Raw genomic sequence first — 18,922 nt, 5'->3', positions numbered from 1 at the left:
GAATCGTTATGGCAATTACAATTAACAAAAAAGCAATGCAGCCCGTTTATAGCCCATCGTTATTGACTAAAAGTTATCATTTAATCCAAGATTATTTAGCAATCAGTAAATTTAAAGTGGTGGCTATGTTGGTGTTAACGGCATGGGTGGGCTTGGCTCTCGCCCCTGACGTTGGTAGAGGCATTGGGGTTCAGTTCATAAGTTTATTAGGGATTGGTTTACTCTCTGCGGCAGCTGCCGTTATCAATCATGTGGTTGATAGTGAAATTGATAGTAAAATGGCACGTACACGCCACCGCCCAGTCGCCAAAGGACGCTTAAGTAAATTACACGCATTAAGTTTTGCTGCTGTTATTGGCGTGGCAGGGTTTATTATGTTGATGTTGTGGGCAAATACACTCACTGCCATACTTACCTTATTTGCACTTGTTGGTTACGCATTTATTTATACGTCGTTTTTAAAACGCGCCACGCCACAAAATATAGTGATTGGTGGTTTGGCTGGCGCCATGCCACCTTTACTTGGTTGGGTGTCTGAAACCAATCAAATGGCAGCCGCTCCTTGGTTGTTGGTTATGATTATATTCACATGGACTCCTCCGCACTTCTGGGCGTTAGCAATCGCGCGTAAAAGTGATTACGAACGCGCTAAAATCCCTATGTTACCTGTCACCCATGGAATCGACTTTTGTAAAACCTGTGTGCTCGCGTACTCGGTGCTATTAGCCATTGTGTGCGTATTACCCTATTTGATAGGTATGTCGGGGCTTATTTATTTAAGTGGGGCCTGTATCCTCAATATACTCTTTATATACAAAGCAATTAACTTAAAATTTGCCGCCAAAGAAGACACCGCAATGGATTTATTTCGTTTTTCGATTGTTCATTTAATGATACTCTTTGTTATCTTATTTATAGATAAATGGCTAGTTATATGAAGCAGTTATGGTGTGGGTTAATTGTTTTTTCGGTGCTTTTTTTATCGGCATGTGATGATAAAAAAAGTTTACAAGATCTTGATGCATTAGTGTACGAAACTTCAAAACCGTTATCTGATTTCTCGCTGAATGATCAACAGGGGGAGTTAGTAACCAAAAAGCAGTTTTTAGATCAATGGAACTTAGTGTTTTTAGGCTACACAAGCTGCCCTGACATTTGTCCAATGACGCTTGCTAAGCTCAACAATGTCTATAAAAACTTACAAGCTGACTATCCACTGCAGGTGTGGTTTATATCTGTTGATCCTAAACGAGATATTGCTCAAAAGCGTAAAGAGTACATAGATTATTTTAACCCTAAATTTTTAGCTGTATCTGGGGAGCATAAAGACTTATTTCCATTTGTACGAGAGCTGGGATTAATTTATGCAATTAGTGATAGTGATGAATCTGACTATGCGGTGGATCATAGTGCATCGGTTGCACTTGTTGATGGTAGTGGCGCCCTGAGAGCTATTTTTAAGCCCGAATTTAAACAAGGAGATGTGCCTTTGGTGAATACTACAAAACTAACGGCAGAATTTATTGAAATAGCAGATTACTACAAAAACTAGTTTTTAATGGTTTAACAATTTTCAAGGGGCTTTGTGCCCCTTTTTACGTTTTTTAACAGCTGTTTTTAATTAATTAGTTATTTTTTAGTCGTTTTTATGGCGTTTTCTTTATCTCGGTCTAAGCTTTTGTTATGGATTGAGTTGATAAGGAAAAGCTTAAAAATGCTTAAACTACCAAATGAGCTTTCAATTGTTCAGGTTGACGTTTTACATCAAGATTTATTAAGCGAGCTTAATAATAGCCGAGATATTTGTCTGGATATTAGCGATGTCATGTCTGCTGATACCGCCTCGGTTCAACTCCTTTGTGCCCTACAAAAACACCTTCTTACTATCAATCAAAAAATTGCTTGGGTTGGCAGCAGTGACGCATTAAAAAATGCCATTGAACAACTCGGTTTAAGTGAATATTTAGCTTCAGAAAGTACTAACTAGAGGTTTATATGAAAAGAATTTTAGCTGTCGATGATTCTGCATCAATGCGCCAAATGGTGAGCTTTACGTTAAAAACAGCAGGGTTTGATGTTACCGAAGCCAAAGATGGCAGCGAGGCATTAGCCATTGCCAAGCAACAAGGTTTTGATGCAGTTATTTCTGATGTAAACATGCCAATTATGGATGGGATCACACTTATTAGAGAGCTAAGAGGGTTACCAGATTACAAATTTACACCGTTGCTTATGTTAACTACAGAGTCGGGGATGGATAAAAAAGTAGAAGGCAAAGCTGCAGGGGCAACAGGGTGGATTGTAAAACCTTTCAATCCAGAACAACTATTGGCCGTGCTAAAAAAAGTAATCCGTTAACCTAGGAGTGCACTGTGAGTATTGATTTAAGCCAGTTTTTTGAAGTGTTCTTTGAAGAGAGTTTTGAAGGCCTCGATATCATGGAGACTGAATTACTCAACTTAGTGCCAGGCGAAGAAGACTTAGAAACCATTAATACTATATTTAGAGCTGCTCATTCAATAAAAGGGGGCAGTGCTACTTTTGGATTTAACTCAATTGCAAATTTTACCCATGTATTAGAAACATTATTGGATCAAATTCGTGAAGGTGAGCGCAATATAAGTAGCGAGCATATTAATTTATTACTTAAATCAGTGGATTGCTTAAGGGCTTTGTTAAGTTCGCTAAAAGTACAGGAAGAACCCGATTTAGCCCAAGCAGATACTTTACGTGAGCAGTTCGAAAAATTACTAGGTATGCCAGCTGGTGAGGAGCAAGGGGAAGAAACACATCATGAGCAGGTTATAGTTAATACTTATCAGATTGATTTTAAGCCACATTTTCATCTTTTTAAAACCGGTAATGAACCTTTGTTTATGATCAGCGAGTTAGCCGAGCTTGGTGAGTTAGAAGTACAGGCATTCACCGATGCCATACCTGACATTAAAGAATTAACCAGCGATGAGTGCTTTTTATATTGGCGGTTTTTCTTAAACACAGAGCGCGATGAGCAAGCCATTAAAGAGATTTTTGAATGGGTTGAAGATGATGCAGATATTAAAGTCGAGCTATGCGGTGGCTTATTTAATGATACTAAAGCCGAGTCAGAGGAAGTAATTAACGAACCGGCTGTTGTGGAGGAAGCTCCCAAAACTGCTGAGCAACCCAAAGCAAATAAAGCAAAGGCAGCTGCCAATGCGCCCAGCGCAAAAGCCGCGCCAGAATCTACCTCTATTCGGGTTGGTATAGATAAGGTTGATTCATTGATTAATATGGTGGGTGAGTTGGTTATTACCCAAGCAATGTTAAATCAGCTTAGCGAACAGGAAATGACAGCCACTGCGGTAACCTCGCTTCAAGAGGGATTGGCGCAACTAGCGCATAATACCCGAGACTTACAAGAAAACGTGATGCGTATTCGTATGCTGCCAATTAATTTTGTATTTAGTCGTTTTCCACGTCTGGTGCGTGATATTGCTCAAAAGCTTAATAAAGAGGTGGAGTTAAAGCTGATCGGAGAGCAAACCGAGTTAGATAAAACTGTGATGGAAAAAATATCTGATCCTATGGTGCATTTAGTAAGAAACTCACTGGATCATGGTATTGAAACTGTAGAAAAGCGTATTGCGGCAGGTAAAGATCCTGTGGGCAAAGTTACATTAAATGCTTTTCATCAGGGAGGAAATATCGTCATTGAAATCATGGACGATGGTCAAGGCCTTAACACTCAAAAGATTAAAGAAAAAGCGATTGCTAACGAGCTAATTACTGGCGATAGCGAGTTAACAGATGATGAAATTAACGAACTTATATTTATGCCAGGGTTTTCTACTGCTGATGAAGTAAGTGACTTATCTGGCCGGGGTGTGGGTATGGACGTGGTTAAACGCAATATCCAATCATTAAATGGCTCGGTAGAGGTGACATCTGCTGCCGGAATTGGTTCTACCTTTACTATTCGGCTACCGCTCACCTTAGCTATTTTAGATGGGCAATTGGTTAAAGTGGCCAAGCATACTTACATCATCCCATTAATCTCAATTGTAGAGTCATTACAAATTGATATCTCCAAAGTCAGTCGAGTTGGTAAAGACTTAGACGTACTTAGATTACGTGATGAATACATTCCTATTCTGCGCTTATACGAGATTTTTAACCATCAAGGTGCGATTGAATCATTAGATAAGACCTTATTGGTTGTGGTGGAGAACGATAACCAAAAAGTCGGGGTGCTCGTTGACGATTTACTTTCACAGCAACAGGTGGTTATAAAAAGCTTGGAGGCTAATTACCACAAAGTGGACGGAGTCTCTGGGGCAACTATTTTAGGTGATGGTCGTGTCTCGTTAATTTTAGATATTAGCGGTTTGATTAAGCTTTCAGGATTAAAAAAACCTGGCAGCCAAGCATTGAGTATTGAGCCATCAGCGACTCTGGAGGATTCATGTTCTCTGAATCAATAGCATTAAATAGCAATATTGAGCTACAGCGCAAAGAGGGCATTAAGCAGTTTCTTACCTTTATTATGGCTGAAGAAGAATACGGAGTAGATATATTAACGGTGCAAGAAATCCGTAGCTGGGAAGACATAACCGCACTGCCAAATGCCCCTGAGTACGTAAAAGGCGTTATTAATCTACGCGGCACGATAGTACCCATTATTGATTTGAGGTTACGTTTTGGTTTACCCACAATTGCCTATGGGCCGTTAACAGTAGTGATTATTGTAAAAATAGAGTTTGAACAAGAAAGTAAAGTAATGGGTATTACGGTAGATGCAGTGGCAGATGTTTATAGTATTGCAGAGCAAGATGCTAAAGCTGTGCCGAGTTTAACCCAGACCAATGAAAGTGAATATGTAGCAGGGTTAGTCAATGTAGGCGAAAAAATGGTCGCCTTAATTGATTTGCCTGCAACCATGGATATTTAGCGGTAACAGTAACTAAATAAAGTAAATAACTTAAAGGTGGTGATAAGCATGGGATGGTTTAGTAATTCAAAACAGTCTGAATCAAGCAATGATTTGATAATGAATGCATTGCATAAATCATTAGCAATAATTGAATTTGAGCCGAATGGAAGAATCATTACTGCCAATGTTAATTTCCTGCGTGTAATGGACTACTCTCTGGCTGAAATACAAGGTCAGCACCACTCTTTATTTATTAGCTCTAGCGAAGCGAAAAGTGATGAATATCGTCAGTTTTGGCAGCGATTGAACGCGGGTGAGTTTATTTCAGATGAATTTAAGCGGTTTGGAAAAAATAGTAAAGAAGTGTGGATACAAGCCACCTACAATCCTGTTTTAGACTCTCAGGGGCAAGTGATTAAAGTGGTTAAATTTGCCACAGAGATCACAATGCAAAAATTAAAGGCAGCCGAAGCAGCTGGACAAGTTGCAGCAATAAACAAATCACAAGCAGTTATCGAATTTGACTTAGATGGCACAGTGATTAATGCCAACGATAACTTTTTAACCACATTTGGCTACCAACTTAATGAAATACAAGGTAAGCACCATCGTTTATTTGTTGCACCAGAATATGCAAATAGTCCGGATTATCAAACTTTCTGGGCCAAACTGGGGCGGGGTGAGTACGACCGAGGAGAGTATTTACGTTTTGATAAACAAGGCCGTGAAATTTGGATTAGTGCTTCTTATAACCCCATTTATGACATGGATGGGCGAGTGTTAAAAGTTATTAAATACGCCACAGATATAACTGAGCAGAAAGAGCTAGAACGAACTTCTAAAAAAACTGCCGACTTAGCCAACGCCTTAAAGGTATGCCAAGCCAATGTGATGATGGCTGATAATGACTTAAACATTATTTTTGCCAACGAACAAGTTAAGCAAATGCTAAAAGCACGCGAAAGAGATTTGCAATCGGTATTACCTAACTTTGCTGTAAGTAATTTAATCGGCACATGTGTTGATGATTTTCATCAACATCCGGCGCATCAGCGCGAGCTATTAAAAAAATTAGATGCGCCCCATAAAGCGACACTTAAATTAGCTGGTCTTATTTTTGATTTAATTGCTTCGCCATGGTTTAACGAAGAAGGAGAACGCTTGGGAACAATTGTTGAGTGGCAAGATATTACTGATGAAGTATTTAAGGCCGATGCAGAGCGTGCCAGAGCACAGGAGAACTTACGTGTTCGCCGAGCGTTAGACACTGTAGCAACAAACACTATGATTGCAGATGCATCGAATGTGATTGTTTATATGAATGACGCGGTGAAAAATATGATGAGCAATGCTCAAAATGATATACGCATTGATTTACCTAACTTTGATAGCAAAAATCTACTGAATCAAAATATTGATATATTTCATAAAAATCCAGCCCATCAGCAAAATATGTTGGCTAAGTTAACGGATACCTACAGCACTGAAATTAAAGTGGGCGGCAGAACCTTTGGCTTAGTTGCTAACCCAATTATTACGCCAGACGATGAGCGAATTGGAACTGTAGTTGAATGGGAAGACAGAACGGCAGAGGTAGCTATAGAAAAAGAGGTTGCTCAGCTGGTCAGTGCCGCAAGTAAAGGGGAGCTAAATAGCCGTGTGGTTGAGCAAGGAAAAGATGGCTTTTTCCTTCGTTTAGCTCAGGGTCTTAATAGTTTAGTTAAAGTGGTTGACGATGCGGTAACTGATACTGGCAATATGCTCGATGCCATGGCTACTGGTGATTTATCTAAACGGATTGAAAAGGAATACCAAGGCTCGTTTGAAAAACTGAAAACAGATGCAAATGCAACAGCAGATAAACTAACCGAGGTTATTAATCGAATTAACACATCAGCCTCTTTGGTGGCTAGTGGGGCTGAAGAAATTTCACAAGGTAATGCTGATTTAAGCCAGCGTACAGAAGAGCAGGCATCATCATTAGAAGAAACAGCTTCTAGTATGGAAGAGATGACCAGTACGGTACGTCAAAATGCTGATAATGCCAAGGTAGCTAATGACTTAGCTGAAGAAACCTGTGATAAAGCAATTCAAGGTGGTGAGGTTGTTAATAAGGCTGTAACCAGTATGTCGGCTATTAACGAATCGAGTAAAAAAATTGCTGACATTATTGGTGTTATAGACGAAATAGCATTCCAAACAAACCTATTAGCGCTCAATGCTGCTGTAGAAGCTGCAAGAGCAGGTGAGCAAGGCCGAGGTTTTGCGGTTGTTGCAGGTGAAGTGCGTAACTTAGCTCAGCGCTCAGCTGGTGCAGCTAAAGAAATTAAAGAGTTAATTAGAGATAGTGTTGGTAAAGTTGCTGATGGTAGCGCTCTTGTAAATGAATCAGGTGTGACGTTACAAGAGATTGTGGTATCGGTGAAACGTGTGACACAAATGATAGCTGATATAACTCAGGCCTCTGAAGAGCAAAGCGCAGGAATTGAGCAAGTAAATAAAGCTGTATCGCAAATGGATGAAATGACCCAGCAAAATGCGGCATTAGTTGAAGAGGCATCGGCTGCAGGTGAGTCTATGGCAGAGCAGGCTAATGAAATGCGCCGTTTACTGCACTTCTTTTCTCTAGGGCAGCAAGATATGGCGGTGGTATCGCCCACTATTCGCACCCCTGAAATAACGCATAAGCAACAAAATAGCTTCGTTAATAATAAGAGCAAAGGTGAAAACTTTGTAGACTCAGCTGAAGAGTGGGAGGAGTTTTAACCCTGTTTTAGATGGTTCACACACAGAAGTAGTGTGAATCTATCTTTATATTTATTTGAGAGTACATAATGAAAGAGTTTTTATTAACGGATAGCGATTTTAAGGAAGTGGCTCATTTAGTGTATAACGCCTGTGGTATTGTGCTTGGGGAGCATAAGCGCGAAATGGTTTACTCACGATTAGCAAGGCGAATTCGTGAGCGTAAATTAACAAACTTCTCTAGTTACCTAGATTACTTAAAAAATCATAAGGACCAGGAGTTTGATGCATTTATTAACGCCATTACTACCAATTTAACCTCTTTTTTTCGTGAAATTCATCACTTTGAGTTTATAAAAGAGCAGTTTATTCCTGCGATGCTAAAAGCAAATAAGCATAATAAACGCGTTCGTATTTGGTCTGCAGGTTGCTCTACCGGCGAAGAGCCCTACAGTTTAGCTATAACCTTACAAGGGGCTTTTCCAAGTGATTGGGATGTGAAAATTTTAGCAACTGATCTTGATTCTAATGTACTAGCTAAAGCCCAGAGCGGTATTTATACTGCGGCAAATGTGAATGGACTGGATGATGCATTGCTCAAGCGCTGGTTTTTAACCAGCAAAGACGGGCAAAGTTATAAGGTGAAACCTAAGCTACAGCAATGTATTTCATTTAAGCGTTTAAACTTACTCCAAGATTGGCCGATGAAAGGCCCATTTGATTTGATCTTGTGTAGGAATGTAGTGATTTACTTTGATAAAGAGACAAAGGATCAGCTTTTTAACCGTTATGCCGATATTTTAAATAACCAAGGTTATTTATTTTTAGGGCATTCAGAAACCATGGGAAAAGAGCATGTCTTATTTAAAAACTTAGGGAAAACCATGTATCAGAAAGTAGCTCATGCAAACACAATTTAAGCCGGTATTAGCGGGATTTGAGCATATTAAACGCTATTGGGATGCCACGCGAGAGCGTGTGGTCGCTAAGGTATTGCCAGGTGAATTTTATGTTTCTAAAAACGATGAGCTGATCACCACAGTGCTCGGGTCGTGCATTGCTGCTTGTGTTTACGACGATAAGCTTGGCATAGGAGGTATTAACCACTTTATGCTACCTATTCAAAAGGGTGAGCGAATTGACCAAGCACATAGTTTAAGTTGTCGTTATGGTAACTGGGCCATGGAATATTTAATTAATGAAGTGCTTAAAAATGGCGCTTCTCGGGCAAACTTAAAAGTAAAATTGTTTGGGGGAGGCAAAATAATTAGCGCAATGACAGATATTGGTATTGGCAATATCAGTTTTGCCAATGCGTATGTTGCAGAAGAGGCACTAAACCTAGTGGCGCATGATATGGGTGGCCCCTGGCCGCGCAAAATATTTTTTAATCCCCATAATGGAAAAGTACAGGTTAAAAAGCTAAGAAACTTACACAATAACACCATTGAAAAACGTGAAGTGCGTTACTTACATAATCTTGAACAGCAAACTCAAGCCACTGATATAGAACTTTTTTAAGGATGGCTATGATTAGAGTATTAATAATTGATGACTCGGCACTGATCAGGCAATTACTGACAGAGATACTGCAACAGGCAAAAGACATTGTGGTAGTGGGTTGTGCACAAGACCCATACGAAGCCAGAGAAATGATTAAAAAACACAATCCGGACGTGTTAACACTAGATGTTGAAATGCCAAAAATGGACGGTATTAGTTTTTTAAAAAACTTAATGCGCTTACGCCCCATGCCAGTAGTGATGATTTCCACTCTGACTCAAAAAGGTTCCCCTATCACCCTTGAAGCGCTTGAATTGGGGGCGGTTGATTTTATTGCAAAGCCAACAGTTAACGTTAAACAACAAATGAGTCAATATGCTGACACAGTGCAGCAAAAAGTCAGGGTGGCGGCTAGTGCACGGGTTCGAGGCTACAAAAAAAACCAGTGCTGTAGCAGAACCTATCCCCACCCATGCCGAATTTTTAGTAAATAAAGTGATTGCAATCGGTGCATCAACAGGGGGAACCGAGGCGATAAAAGAAGTGCTGATACGTATGCCCAAAAATTGCCCACCCATTGTAATAACGCAGCATATTCCTCCCGTATTTAGCACCTCATTTGCAGAGCGAATGCAGCGCACTTGTACTATTAACGTAAAAGAAGCACAGCAAGGCGATAAACTGGTAGCAGGTTGCGCTTATATAGCTCCGGGTGGCTTACATTTACGAATTAGTAAACAAGGTAGTGCTTTGTATTGTCAGCTTGATGATGGAGAGGCTGTTAATAGACATAAACCCGCAGTGGATGTTTTATTTAACTCATTACTTGAAATAGGTGCAAAGCATATTGTTGCCACACTATTGACCGGCATGGGAAGTGATGGTGCGAAAGGGTTACTCGCATTAAAGCAACAAGGTGCATACACGCTTGCGCAAGATGAGTTTTCGTCAGTGGTATGGGGCATGCCTAAAGCTGCTATTGATATGGGGGCGGCAAATGAAGTGGTACCGCTGGAGAAAATGACCCAGCGGTTATTAAATCAAGTAATGAAAAGGTAAAACTTAGTTGATCACCCAAGGTTGTGAAAACCAATAATAACTGCCGGCTTGTTTTATTGATGGAGCCGTGCAGTTAAAGCGAGAGCGGCCTTTATTAAGCTGTTTTGGCGATGTTACCTCAACCGTACTATCGTCTAACCAATTTAAATTAGCTTGGCCAACGCTTGATACATAACAGGCAAATTGACTCTTATGAAAGTCATCTGTTTCAAGCTTTATAGTGAGTGTCGGTGGATTTTTTGAAGTGACACTATCTTCATAGGTTAGCTTATTAATGGTAAAGGCAGTTGAATTTATCTTGGTAATTAACGTCTCTAGCTTGCTATAAAAACCTGAAGCTGGGAAGCGCGGTAAGCGACTAAAGTTAGAGTGTTGATTAACGGCTCCTGAGTGCTGGCCAATACCAATAAAGCCTAGTTCTGTAACGAGTGCTTGCAGTTGGTTGTTAAACTCACCGTATGGGTAGGCAAGATATTTATAATCGTGACCTATTTCCTCTTTAATACGCTGTTGTGAACTAAGAATGTCTTTTTTTGTGCGTTCGCGCCATTGGCTTTGCGTTTCATTTTCAAGCTTTTTATGTAGGTAGTTATGCTCGGCACTATGATTAGCAATAAGTGCTCCTTTTTTGGCAAGCTTCCTGAGCTTATCCCACCCCATCAAATAGCTCGCTTGCTCATCAATGAGTTTTGGGTTTACGAAAATAGTGTACGGGTAGCCAAATTCCTCAAGGATAGGGGCGGCTTGGTCGTAATTATTGTTGTAACCATCATCAAAGGTAATCGCGATTGTTTTGTCCTCTAAAGCCTTACCTTGTTGCAATGCACTGATCAGCTCATTTAATGGAATAACGTTAAAGTTATGCTCTTTTAAATAATTTAAGTGTTTAGTAAAGGTGTTGGCACTCACGCTGGTAACAGCGGGAAGGGTTTCACTGACGTGATGATACTGTAGAATAACAGCTGCTTGCGCGCGTATAGAACCACAAATCAGGAATAATAATACTAAATGAAACAATTTCTTATACATAATAAGGCACACCATAAAAGCTTGTTGTTGTTAGCCGGTCCGATGATATTATCAAATATTACCGTCCCGTTGTTAGGAATTGTTGATACAGCTGTGATTGGTCATTTGGGGAGCGCGCATTATTTAGCCGGTATTGCTTTGGGTTCAACTGTGATCTCTATTTTATTTTGGCTCGCTGGATTTTTAAGAATGAGCACCACTGGGCTGGTGGCGCAGGCTTATGGTCAAAATGATTTAACCCAACTCGTAGCCTTACTTAAGCGCAGTTTATTGTTAGCCACTTCGGTTGCCTTACTCCTTATTTTGCTATCACCCCTTATAAAACATGCCATCGCGTATTTATCAGCTGCCAATAGCGATGTGCTCAATGAAGCCTATCGGTATTTTAGTATTCGTATTTTTAGCGCCCCTGCAGCGCTATGCAACTTAGTTTTACTAGGCTGGATGTTAGGTGTTCATTATGGCCGAGGGCCATTTTATTTACTGTTAGTGACTAACATTACGAATATTGTGCTCGATATTTATTTTGTAGTGTACCTTGATTGGGCGGTTGCAGGGGCTGCGTGGGCATCACTTATCGCTGACTACATTGCACTTGTGTTTGCTTTATTGCTGGTGGCTCAACTTGCTAAAAAGCATGGTATGAGTTTGGCTGTAGCAAATTGGTTTAGTTTAGAAAAAATGGCAGGACTACTGAGCTTAAACCGCGATATTTTTATTCGTTCTTTAGTACTGCAATTATGTTTTAGCTTTATGACCTTTTATGCTGCTCGCCTCGGTGAAACCACACTGGCCGCCAATGCTGTTTTACTCAACTTTTTAATGTTAGTTAGCTTTGCACTTGATGGAATTGCCTATGCAAGTGAGGCCAAAGTAGGTCAAGCTAAAGGTCAAAAAAGTGTTGAAAAGATAAGGCTTTGGGTAAAAATAAGTGTATTTTGGGGTATGTTATTTGGCGTTTTGTATAGTGTGTTTTTTATAGTATTTGGCAGCAGCATTATTAAGCTATTAACTAATGTACCAGAGGTTATTGACGAGGCCATTCACTATTTACCTTGGGTAATAGCATTGCCTATTTTAGCTATGAGCTGTTTTTTGTTCGATGGTATTTTTGTTGGCCTGACCCGCGCTAAAGCGATGCGAAATAGTATGTTGCTTTCAGCAGTTGTAGGCTTTTTTGGGGTGTTTTGGCTATTTCAGGATTGGCAAAATAATGGGTTATGGTTAGCTATGAGTTGTTTTATGCTTATGCGAGGCGTTACGCTTATCGTTAAATATCAACAATTAAAAGCTAACAATCAATTACTTAAATAAGTGAGTTGATATGAACCGTTACTTCCAAAGGTCGGGGTCGTTATTTTTGGAAGGGATATTTTTTAATACTTGAGAAAAGCGGTTAGCAAAAATGCCAGCATAGCCCCAAAAAGCAAAAAATAAAGCGGGGGCTAAAATAACCAAGCCGATAACTTGCAAACTGTAATGGCTGTAATAGCCCACAGCGATAAATATCACGGCTAGCACAAACAGTGCTAGCCCGCGAAAAAAGCGCTTTAAACTCAACTTAGGGTCGCTCCCTAAGCGGTAAATAAGTGGCTTTAGCATAATGAATTAATGCTTAGTAGTAAGAATGCTCGCCTGCTTCATGATCGGTAATGTCAGACACACCGGTGATTTCATCAAACTTAGCAATCATCTCTTTTTCAATGCCTTCTTTTAGTGTGACATCGATCATAGAACACCCATTACAACCACCACCAAACTGAAGTACAGCAACACCAGCTGCGGTGATCTCTACCAAGCTAACTTGGCCGCCATGGTTGGCAAGTTGTGGGTTTACTTCAGTTTCTAGCATGTGCTGCACACGCTCATTCAAGCTGGCATCTTCACCTAGTTTACGTGCTTTAGCATTAGGTGCTTTAAGAGTTAACTGTGTGCCCATTTTGTCGGTAACAAAATCAATTTCAGCTTCGGCTAAAAAAGGCGCGCTTTCAGCATCAACAACCGCATCAAAGCCGTTAAAATTTAGGCGAATATCGCTCTCTTCTACCGCGTCTTCTGGACAATAAGAAACACCACATTCAGCTTGTGATGTACCAGGGTTAACAACAAACACACGAATATTCGTTTGTTGAGATTGATCTGCTAATAGCTTAGCAAAATGCGCTTGCGCTGTTTCGGAAATAGAAATCATAATACCGTCTATACTTGACTAAATTACTCGGATACTGCATATCATACTCCGCTCATCGTGTTGCGGCTAGTGTTGAGCGTAAAAAGTTGGCATCTATTTTAAGCAATGGTAGCGTGCAATTAACAAACATTTTTAGAGTGATTTATATGCGCTTCATATTAACAATAATGGTGGTACTGGCCAGTTTTTCAAGTATGGCAAAGCCCCTATCTTATTATTTTGAGCAACAGGTTGAATTTGATCCCACCATACCAACACCTCAAGAGGTGCTGGGTTATCAAGTGGGTGAGTGGCATGTGAGACATGACCAACTTGTTCGCTACATGGAAATTTTAGCTCAAAAAAGCGATCGAATTAATTTTGAAGTAATAGGTCGTACTCATGAGCAGCGCCCGTTAGTTATGCTAACGATTACTGCGGCTAACAAATTAAAAAATATAGAAAAAACTCGCCAAGCGCACTTAGCTCGCCTAAATAATTCAAACAATAAAACAGCGGAGCAGCCAAGTGTTGTATGGATGGGTTACAGTGTTCATGGGAATGAATCATCAGGTAGTAATGCAGCTTTACTAGTCGCTTATTATTTAGCGGCAGCGCAAGGGGATGAAATAAATGAGCTACTTAACAACACGGTTATTTTACTCGACCCGTCGCTTAACCCTGACGGCTTAGCACGTTTTGCAAATTGGGCTAATAGTAATCGTGGAATGAACTTATCGTCAGATCCGCAAACCCGAGAGCATGTAGAGAGCTGGCCAAGCAGCCGAACAAACCATTATTGGTTTGATTTAAACCGTGATTGGTTGCTGTTACAGCACCCAGAGTCGCGCGCAAGGATTGCTAAGTTTCATTATTGGAAGCCTAATATTTTAACTGACTTTCATGAAATGGGGCCAAATAGTAGCTACTTTTTTCAACCGGGTATCCCAAGTCGTAAACACCCAATTACCCCTGAAGAAAATGTAAGTCTAACTAAAGCGATTGCAAATTATCACGCTAAAACATTAGATGAAAACAACGCGTTATACTTCACCGAAGAAAGCTTTGATGACTTTTATTATGGTAAAGGCTCTACCTACCCCGATGTAAATGGTGGTGTGGGTATTTTATTTGAACAAGCAAGTTCTCGTGGCCATATTCAAGAAACGATCAATGGCCCGCTAACTTTTGCGTTTACGATTAAAAACCAACTGTTAACGAGCTTATCAACGTTTAAAGCGGCGATTGATAACCGCCAAGCTTTGCTAGAGTACCAAGCTAACTTTTATAACAAAGCAGTTGAGCTTGCCAAAGATGAAGACTATCAGGGCTATATTGTTCAAGCAGCTGAAGATCACACCCGTACTAACGATTTTTTAAGCATACTTAAACAACATCAAATTAATGCCTACCCAGTGAAAGAAGGGCTAAAAGCTGAGGGTAAAAACTTTACCGCTGATAGTTATTTTGTGCCGCTTGCGCAACCACAATATCGATTAGTTAAAGCTATTTTTAGTGAGCAACAAAACTTTGCCGATAACACCTTTTACGATGTGTCGGGTTGGACATTAGCGCATGCGTTTAATTTACCATTTGCTAAAGTAAACAGCCGTTGGGGGTTAGAGATAGAAAAAACAGCTTGGCAAAAAGCAAAGCAGCCAGAGTTAGCGCCACTGACTAAAAATTACGCTTATGGATTCGCATGGGATGACATGCAAGCCCCGAAAATGCTCAACAGTTTGTTACAGCAAGGTATTAAAGCACGTGTTGCACTAAAACCATTAACTGCAGTATCAACCAACGCAGAAGTAAACTTTGACGCCGGTAGTATTATTATTCCAGCAGGACTTCAAACTGACACCAATTGGGTGGCAAAGCTAAATCAAGCACAAAGCCAGTTTGGGATTGAAGTTAAACCAATTACTACTGGCTTAACCAGTAAAGGTGCTGATTTAGGGTCGCGCTCTATGGCTGTGGTTTCTGCACCTAAGGTGTTATTGGTTGGTGGTAAAGGCGTGAGCCAATATGAAGCGGGTGAAGTGTGGTACTACCTAGACCGTTTTGTAGGTGTAGCGCCAACCATTGTTGAAATGGAGCGTTTAGCGTCTTTAGAGCTCAGTAATTACAGCCATATTGTGTTGCCACATGGTAATTATTCTACTTTATCTGATGCCGATAAAGTGGCAATTAAAAGTTGGGTGAGAAAAGGCGGTGTTATTTGGGGACATAAAGGCGGGGCGAAGTTTTTAGCCGATCAGCAGCTATTAAAAGCAAGCTACTTATCGCGTAAAGATGTGGCTGGGGCATTTGATACTCAAGGTTTAAAATATGCAGACAAAGACCACTTAGCGGGTCGCCAGCGTATTGCCGGTGCGATATTTAATACCAAGGTAGATACAACTCACCCTCTGACATTTTCATTTAAGCGTGACACACTACCTGTATTTAAAAATAGCACCTGGCTATTGGAAGCCTCGCAAGCACCGTTTGTAAATATACTTACCTACACACAGCAGCCGCTCCTTGCTGGTTTTACCGATGCAGTAAATGTAGAGCAAGTGGCCGGTGGAGCTGCGTTAATGGCGCATTCTTATGGGCGAGGTAGTGTTATTGCGATGACTGACAACCCTGTATTTAGAGGGTACTGGTATGGCACCAGCCGATTGTTAAGTAATGCTTTATTTTTCGGCCACACCTTTCGCGTGAGTGGAAACTAACACGCCCTAAAGTGGTGTTAAACACGTAGTGAATGCCCATACGTGTTTAGCGCCCGCTTCTTTTAACGATAATGTAGCCGCATTAAGAGTTGCTCCTGTAGTCATAATATCATCGATAATTACTACCGTTTTACCCTCTAAATTAATCGCGCATGAAAAAGCCTGCTGTAAATTTTTGACCCTTTTGGCTTTGCTTAATTGTGATTGTGCCGAGGTGTGTTTATGGCGAAGTAGCGCATTATTTAACACCTTATTTGACGCCAAACAGGGTTGCCATACTTGGGTTACCTGATTAAATCCACGCGTTAAGAAGCGCGCTTTATGTAAAGGTAAAATAATAAATGCATCAACAGCTACAGGGTGTTTAGTCATAAAAACACTAAGTTGTTTTTTTATGACTTGCTGTAGTGCTTTTTTATAATGGATTTGATTATTAAATTTAAGCTGTTTTAACCATAAATCAAAAGGGGGCTGGTAAAAGGCACATGCAAACAGCTTTTCAAAGCTGCAGTTAGGAAACATTTCTACAATATCAGGGCGGTAAAATAAATTGTCATGCTCGGCCAAATCTAGCAATGGCAAGTCATTTAAACAAAATTGACAAAGCCCCATTGAGTTGTGGATCTGACTTTGACACAACACACAGTAAGAGGGAAATAGCCAATCACCTAGGCTGAGTTTCATTCGCTGATGATCCTCATTACAAACTCCTTTTAAAGCGCTATCATAGATCTTAAGTTTGGTTAAGGTTAGGTAAATATGCAAAATGAATGTGTGTTGTTACATGGTTGGGGAATGAACCAAGGTGTGTGGCAGTTAATAAAACCAGAATTAGAATTTTTATATTCAGGTAAAGTGCGCTGTTTAGATTTACCCGGTTATGGTGACAGTAGCGCCTCTTTAAGTCCTTATACATTACATGATGCTGCAAAGCGGGTGAGTGAGCAGCTAAAACCGCAATCGGTACTAATGGGATGGTCTTTGGGTGGATTGTTTGCCATTTATATTGCCAAACATTGGCCAGAAAAAGTATCAAAAGTTATTTTAGTTGCCTCAACCCCCTTTTTTGCAGAGCAATTGCCATGGGCTGGCATTAAGCCTAAAGTATTAACACAGTTTAAAGAGCAGTTATTGCAAGAGCGTTCAAAAACGATAGAGCGTTTTTTGGCCATTCAGGCAATGGGCAGTGAGTCTGCTCGAGATGATATAAAACAGCTAAAGCAGTTATTGAGTCAGTCATCGCCCCCGAATAACGAGGCCTTAAGTGCAGGACTAGAAATATTGCAAAATGAAGATTTACGCGAATTATTTGTTCAATGCCCAGTTCCTATTCGCGGCATTTTTGGGCGCTTAGACTCTCTCGTTCCTTATCGGGCCATTAAGAAAATGGTGGCACTTAATGCTGACTTTGAGTACGAAGTGTTAGACAAAGCATCGCATGCGCCTTTTATTTCTCATAAAAGTGAATTTTTATCTGCCGTTAAATCAATGCTTTGAAGCAAAGCCATGATTACTGCGGTTTAAAGCTTTATTTTGCGTGATTTTTGAGCGATAATTAAACAATATTTATTTGCTGGAGGTTTATTATTATGCCAATAGGATCTGTATTCAATAGTGGTGTTGAAGGGTTTAATAGAGCCAGCCAAGGAATTGAAAAAGCCAGCGCTGAGATTAATCGTGCCAGCATAGAGCAGCAAGACGACTCTCAACTAGCGCAGCAACGTCAATTAACGGCCGCTCGTCCTGAAGAAGCAGTCACCGCGCCAGTATCTCAACCTGCACGAATTGATGATGCATTAGTAAACTTAAAAGTTGAAGAGTTTAATGCTAAGGCAAACACGCAATCTATCCAAACTGCAGATGACGTATTAGGCACTTTAGTTGATATTAAAGTGTAATTTCTCATGAATATTGTCACGCCATTTCCGTCTATCAATATAAACACCGCAAATGTTTATACAGAGACTGCTCGGCGTGACAACCAGCTACGTGAAGTCATTCCCCCAGCCGCTGCAAACACTGCCGGTAGCACAGAAAACAAAGCCCAAAGTGATGCAGAAAAAGCCAAACTGCCAGGAAATAGCGACAGCTCAACCTACAATGCGAGTGGCAAAATTGCAGACGATAAAACGATTGCGCAACGCGAAGGCAATGCAGATAGCGATCAAGATGATGCCGAGCAAGAAAAACAACAAGCTGCAGAAGAAGTTAGTGAGCAAGAAGAGCTGCAACTTGAGCAAGAACTTCAACAAATTAAAGAGCTTAAAGCACGCGACACTGAAGTGCGAACACATGAGCAAGCGCATGCCGCTGTGGGTGGACAATATGCGGGCTCTCCTAGCTATGAATACCAAAGAGGCCCTGACGGTACTAACTATGCCGTAGGTGGTGAAGTACCGATAGATGTTGGGGTTATCAATGGTGACCCTCAAGCAACCATTGATAAAATGCAAACGGTACGTGCTGCAGCACTAGCGCCAGCAGAGCCTTCAGGTGCCGATAGGGCAATTGCAGCAGATGCCACTCAAAAAATAGCCGCAGCACAAGCTGAGTTAGCATCAGCGGATGACGAAGACAGCAGCGAAGGTCAAAGTAGAGTCAGTGCATCGTTTTCTAATAGTGAAAGCTCAGAAGTAAAAACCGCTAAAAGCGAAGAGCAAACGCGTGATGTTGAAGTAGAAGCACGTGCTGGTCGCATTGCTAGCTTTTACCAACTGGCCACTTCTCCTGCGACTCAAAGCCAATTCTCAGCACAAATTTAAATTAAAGCTTATATTTAATAGCCAT

At 40.7% G+C, this 18,922-nt stretch carries 18 protein-coding genes and 1 pseudogene; 15 read left to right on the top strand and 4 right to left on the bottom strand.

The window, feature by feature from the left end; genetic code table 11:
* The first annotated feature begins 8 nt into the window (after window positions 1-8).
* The 10 genes and pseudogenes from cyoE to P20439_RS06870 all read left to right on the top strand — a co-directional run bounded on the left by cyoE (window position 9) and on the right by P20439_RS06870 (window position 10,219).
* Window positions 9-938: a heme o synthase gene (gene cyoE, locus P20439_RS06915; protein ID WP_008465593.1), complete on the top strand. Its 930-nt coding sequence runs from the start codon at window positions 9-11 to the stop codon at window positions 936-938.
* On the top strand, window positions 935-1,552 hold the full coding sequence (locus P20439_RS06910; protein ID WP_008465592.1) for an SCO family protein: 618 nt from the start codon (window positions 935-937) through the stop codon (window positions 1,550-1,552). The genes cyoE and P20439_RS06910 overlap by 4 nt, the downstream gene beginning before the upstream one ends.
* A 162-nt stretch (window positions 1,553-1,714) precedes the next feature.
* A complete protein-coding gene (locus tag P20439_RS06905) occupies window positions 1,715-1,987 on the top strand; it encodes a lipid asymmetry maintenance protein MlaB (protein ID WP_008465590.1) in 273 nt (90 codons plus the stop codon).
* A gap of 8 nt (window positions 1,988-1,995) precedes the next feature.
* Window positions 1,996-2,358, top strand: coding sequence for a response regulator (locus P20439_RS06900; protein WP_008465588.1), 363 nt, complete (start codon window positions 1,996-1,998; stop codon window positions 2,356-2,358).
* A 14-nt stretch (window positions 2,359-2,372) separates the two neighbouring features.
* The gene (locus tag P20439_RS06895) at window positions 2,373-4,463 is read left to right on the top strand and encodes a chemotaxis protein CheA (protein WP_008465586.1); all 2,091 of its coding nucleotides are present in this window, start codon (window positions 2,373-2,375) and stop codon (window positions 4,461-4,463) included.
* Complete coding sequence (locus tag P20439_RS06890; protein WP_008465584.1) at window positions 4,445-4,930, top strand: chemotaxis protein CheW; 486 nt, start codon at window positions 4,445-4,447, stop codon at window positions 4,928-4,930. Before P20439_RS06895 ends, P20439_RS06890 begins: the two co-directional genes overlap by 19 nt.
* A gap of 48 nt (window positions 4,931-4,978) precedes the next feature.
* On the top strand, window positions 4,979-7,678 hold the full coding sequence (locus P20439_RS06885; protein WP_008465582.1) for a methyl-accepting chemotaxis protein: 2,700 nt from the start codon (window positions 4,979-4,981) through the stop codon (window positions 7,676-7,678).
* Window positions 7,679-7,746: 68 nt separating this feature from the next.
* Entirely contained in the window at window positions 7,747-8,577 is an 831-nt protein-coding gene (locus P20439_RS06880) for a protein-glutamate O-methyltransferase CheR (RefSeq protein ID WP_008112900.1), read from the top strand.
* On the top strand, window positions 8,561-9,178 hold the full coding sequence (cheD, locus tag P20439_RS06875) for a chemoreceptor glutamine deamidase CheD (protein WP_008465580.1): 618 nt from the start codon (window positions 8,561-8,563) through the stop codon (window positions 9,176-9,178). The genes P20439_RS06880 and cheD overlap by 17 nt, the downstream gene beginning before the upstream one ends.
* Window positions 9,179-9,186: 8 nt before the next feature.
* Window positions 9,187-10,219: pseudogene (locus P20439_RS06870) on the top strand (chemotaxis response regulator protein-glutamate methylesterase).
* A 3-nt stretch (window positions 10,220-10,222) separates the two neighbouring features.
* Here the strand turns inward: P20439_RS06870 and P20439_RS06865 are convergent.
* Entirely contained in the window at window positions 10,223-11,248 is a 1,026-nt protein-coding gene (locus tag P20439_RS06865) for a polysaccharide deacetylase family protein (protein WP_036933113.1), read from the bottom strand.
* Between P20439_RS06865 and P20439_RS06860 the strand changes: the two genes are divergently transcribed.
* Window positions 11,228-12,562, top strand: coding sequence for an MATE family efflux transporter (locus tag P20439_RS06860; protein ID WP_193371992.1), 1,335 nt, complete (start codon window positions 11,228-11,230; stop codon window positions 12,560-12,562). The genes P20439_RS06865 and P20439_RS06860 overlap by 21 nt on opposite strands.
* An 18-nt stretch (window positions 12,563-12,580) precedes the next feature.
* Here the strand turns inward: P20439_RS06860 and P20439_RS06855 are convergent, their stop codons facing one another.
* The gene (locus tag P20439_RS06855; protein ID WP_008465571.1) at window positions 12,581-12,850 is read right to left on the bottom strand and encodes a hypothetical protein; all 270 of its coding nucleotides are present in this window, start codon (window positions 12,848-12,850) and stop codon (window positions 12,581-12,583) included.
* Between the two features lie 13 nt (window positions 12,851-12,863).
* Entirely contained in the window at window positions 12,864-13,439 is a 576-nt protein-coding gene (nfuA, locus tag P20439_RS06850; RefSeq protein WP_008465569.1) for a Fe-S biogenesis protein NfuA, read from the bottom strand.
* A 146-nt stretch (window positions 13,440-13,585) separates the two neighbouring features.
* Here nfuA and P20439_RS06845 point away from each other — a divergent pair, with 146 nt between their 5' ends.
* The gene (locus tag P20439_RS06845) at window positions 13,586-16,135 is read left to right on the top strand and encodes a M14 metallopeptidase family protein (RefSeq protein WP_193371991.1); all 2,550 of its coding nucleotides are present in this window, start codon (window positions 13,586-13,588) and stop codon (window positions 16,133-16,135) included.
* A gap of 6 nt (window positions 16,136-16,141) precedes the next feature.
* Here P20439_RS06845 and P20439_RS06840 read toward each other — a convergent pair whose 3' ends face one another.
* On the bottom strand, window positions 16,142-16,819 hold the full coding sequence (locus P20439_RS06840) for a ComF family protein (RefSeq protein ID WP_008465566.1): 678 nt from the start codon (window positions 16,817-16,819) through the stop codon (window positions 16,142-16,144).
* Window positions 16,820-16,894: 75 nt separating this feature from the next.
* On the opposite strand from P20439_RS06840, the gene bioH reads away from it, so the two are divergent.
* The 3 genes from bioH to P20439_RS06825 all read left to right on the top strand — a co-directional run bounded on the left by bioH (window position 16,895) and on the right by P20439_RS06825 (window position 18,897).
* Entirely contained in the window at window positions 16,895-17,632 is a 738-nt protein-coding gene (gene bioH, locus P20439_RS06835) for a pimeloyl-ACP methyl ester esterase BioH (protein WP_008465563.1), read from the top strand.
* 92 nt (window positions 17,633-17,724) lie between these two features.
* A complete protein-coding gene (locus P20439_RS06830; RefSeq protein ID WP_008112879.1) occupies window positions 17,725-18,033 on the top strand; it encodes a hypothetical protein in 309 nt (102 codons plus the stop codon).
* Window positions 18,034-18,039: 6 nt separating this feature from the next.
* Entirely contained in the window at window positions 18,040-18,897 is an 858-nt protein-coding gene (locus tag P20439_RS06825; protein WP_008112878.1) for a putative metalloprotease CJM1_0395 family protein, read from the top strand.
* Window positions 18,898-18,922 lie beyond the last annotated feature (25 nt).

It is taken from the genome of Pseudoalteromonas sp. BSi20439, assembly GCF_000241165.1.
Lineage (GTDB): Bacteria > Pseudomonadota > Gammaproteobacteria > Enterobacterales > Alteromonadaceae > Pseudoalteromonas.
Note: the sequence above shows the minus strand (reverse complement) of the source record. Positions and strands in the feature narration are given on the sequence as shown.

What these genes read in the sequence shown, in the direction of transcription:
- cyoE (WP_008465593.1), top strand. Translation starts at nt 9, where the DNA reads ATGGCAATTACAATTAACAAAAAAGCAATGCAGCCCGTTTATAGCCCA.
- P20439_RS06910 (WP_008465592.1), top strand. Translation starts at nt 935, where the DNA reads ATGAAGCAGTTATGGTGTGGGTTAATTGTTTTTTCGGTGCTTTTTTTA.
- P20439_RS06905 (WP_008465590.1), top strand. Translation starts at nt 1,715, where the DNA reads ATGCTTAAACTACCAAATGAGCTTTCAATTGTTCAGGTTGACGTTTTA.
- P20439_RS06900 (WP_008465588.1), top strand. Translation starts at nt 1,996, where the DNA reads ATGAAAAGAATTTTAGCTGTCGATGATTCTGCATCAATGCGCCAAATG.
- P20439_RS06890 (WP_008465584.1), top strand. Translation starts at nt 4,445, where the DNA reads ATGTTCTCTGAATCAATAGCATTAAATAGCAATATTGAGCTACAGCGC.
- P20439_RS06885 (WP_008465582.1), top strand. Translation starts at nt 4,979, where the DNA reads ATGGGATGGTTTAGTAATTCAAAACAGTCTGAATCAAGCAATGATTTG.
- P20439_RS06880 (WP_008112900.1), top strand. Translation starts at nt 7,747, where the DNA reads ATGAAAGAGTTTTTATTAACGGATAGCGATTTTAAGGAAGTGGCTCAT.
- cheD (WP_008465580.1), top strand. Translation starts at nt 8,561, where the DNA reads ATGCAAACACAATTTAAGCCGGTATTAGCGGGATTTGAGCATATTAAA.
- P20439_RS06860 (WP_193371992.1), top strand. Translation starts at nt 11,228, where the DNA reads ATGAAACAATTTCTTATACATAATAAGGCACACCATAAAAGCTTGTTG.
- P20439_RS06865 (WP_036933113.1), bottom strand. Translation starts at nt 11,248, where the DNA reads ATGTATAAGAAATTGTTTCATTTAGTATTATTATTCCTGATTTGTGGT.
- P20439_RS06855 (WP_008465571.1), bottom strand. Translation starts at nt 12,850, where the DNA reads ATGCTAAAGCCACTTATTTACCGCTTAGGGAGCGACCCTAAGTTGAGT.
- nfuA (WP_008465569.1), bottom strand. Translation starts at nt 13,439, where the DNA reads ATGATTTCTATTTCCGAAACAGCGCAAGCGCATTTTGCTAAGCTATTA.
- P20439_RS06845 (WP_193371991.1), top strand. Translation starts at nt 13,586, where the DNA reads ATGCGCTTCATATTAACAATAATGGTGGTACTGGCCAGTTTTTCAAGT.
- P20439_RS06840 (WP_008465566.1), bottom strand. Translation starts at nt 16,819, where the DNA reads ATGAAACTCAGCCTAGGTGATTGGCTATTTCCCTCTTACTGTGTGTTG.
- bioH (WP_008465563.1), top strand. Translation starts at nt 16,895, where the DNA reads ATGCAAAATGAATGTGTGTTGTTACATGGTTGGGGAATGAACCAAGGT.
- P20439_RS06830 (WP_008112879.1), top strand. Translation starts at nt 17,725, where the DNA reads ATGCCAATAGGATCTGTATTCAATAGTGGTGTTGAAGGGTTTAATAGA.
- P20439_RS06825 (WP_008112878.1), top strand. Translation starts at nt 18,040, where the DNA reads ATGAATATTGTCACGCCATTTCCGTCTATCAATATAAACACCGCAAAT.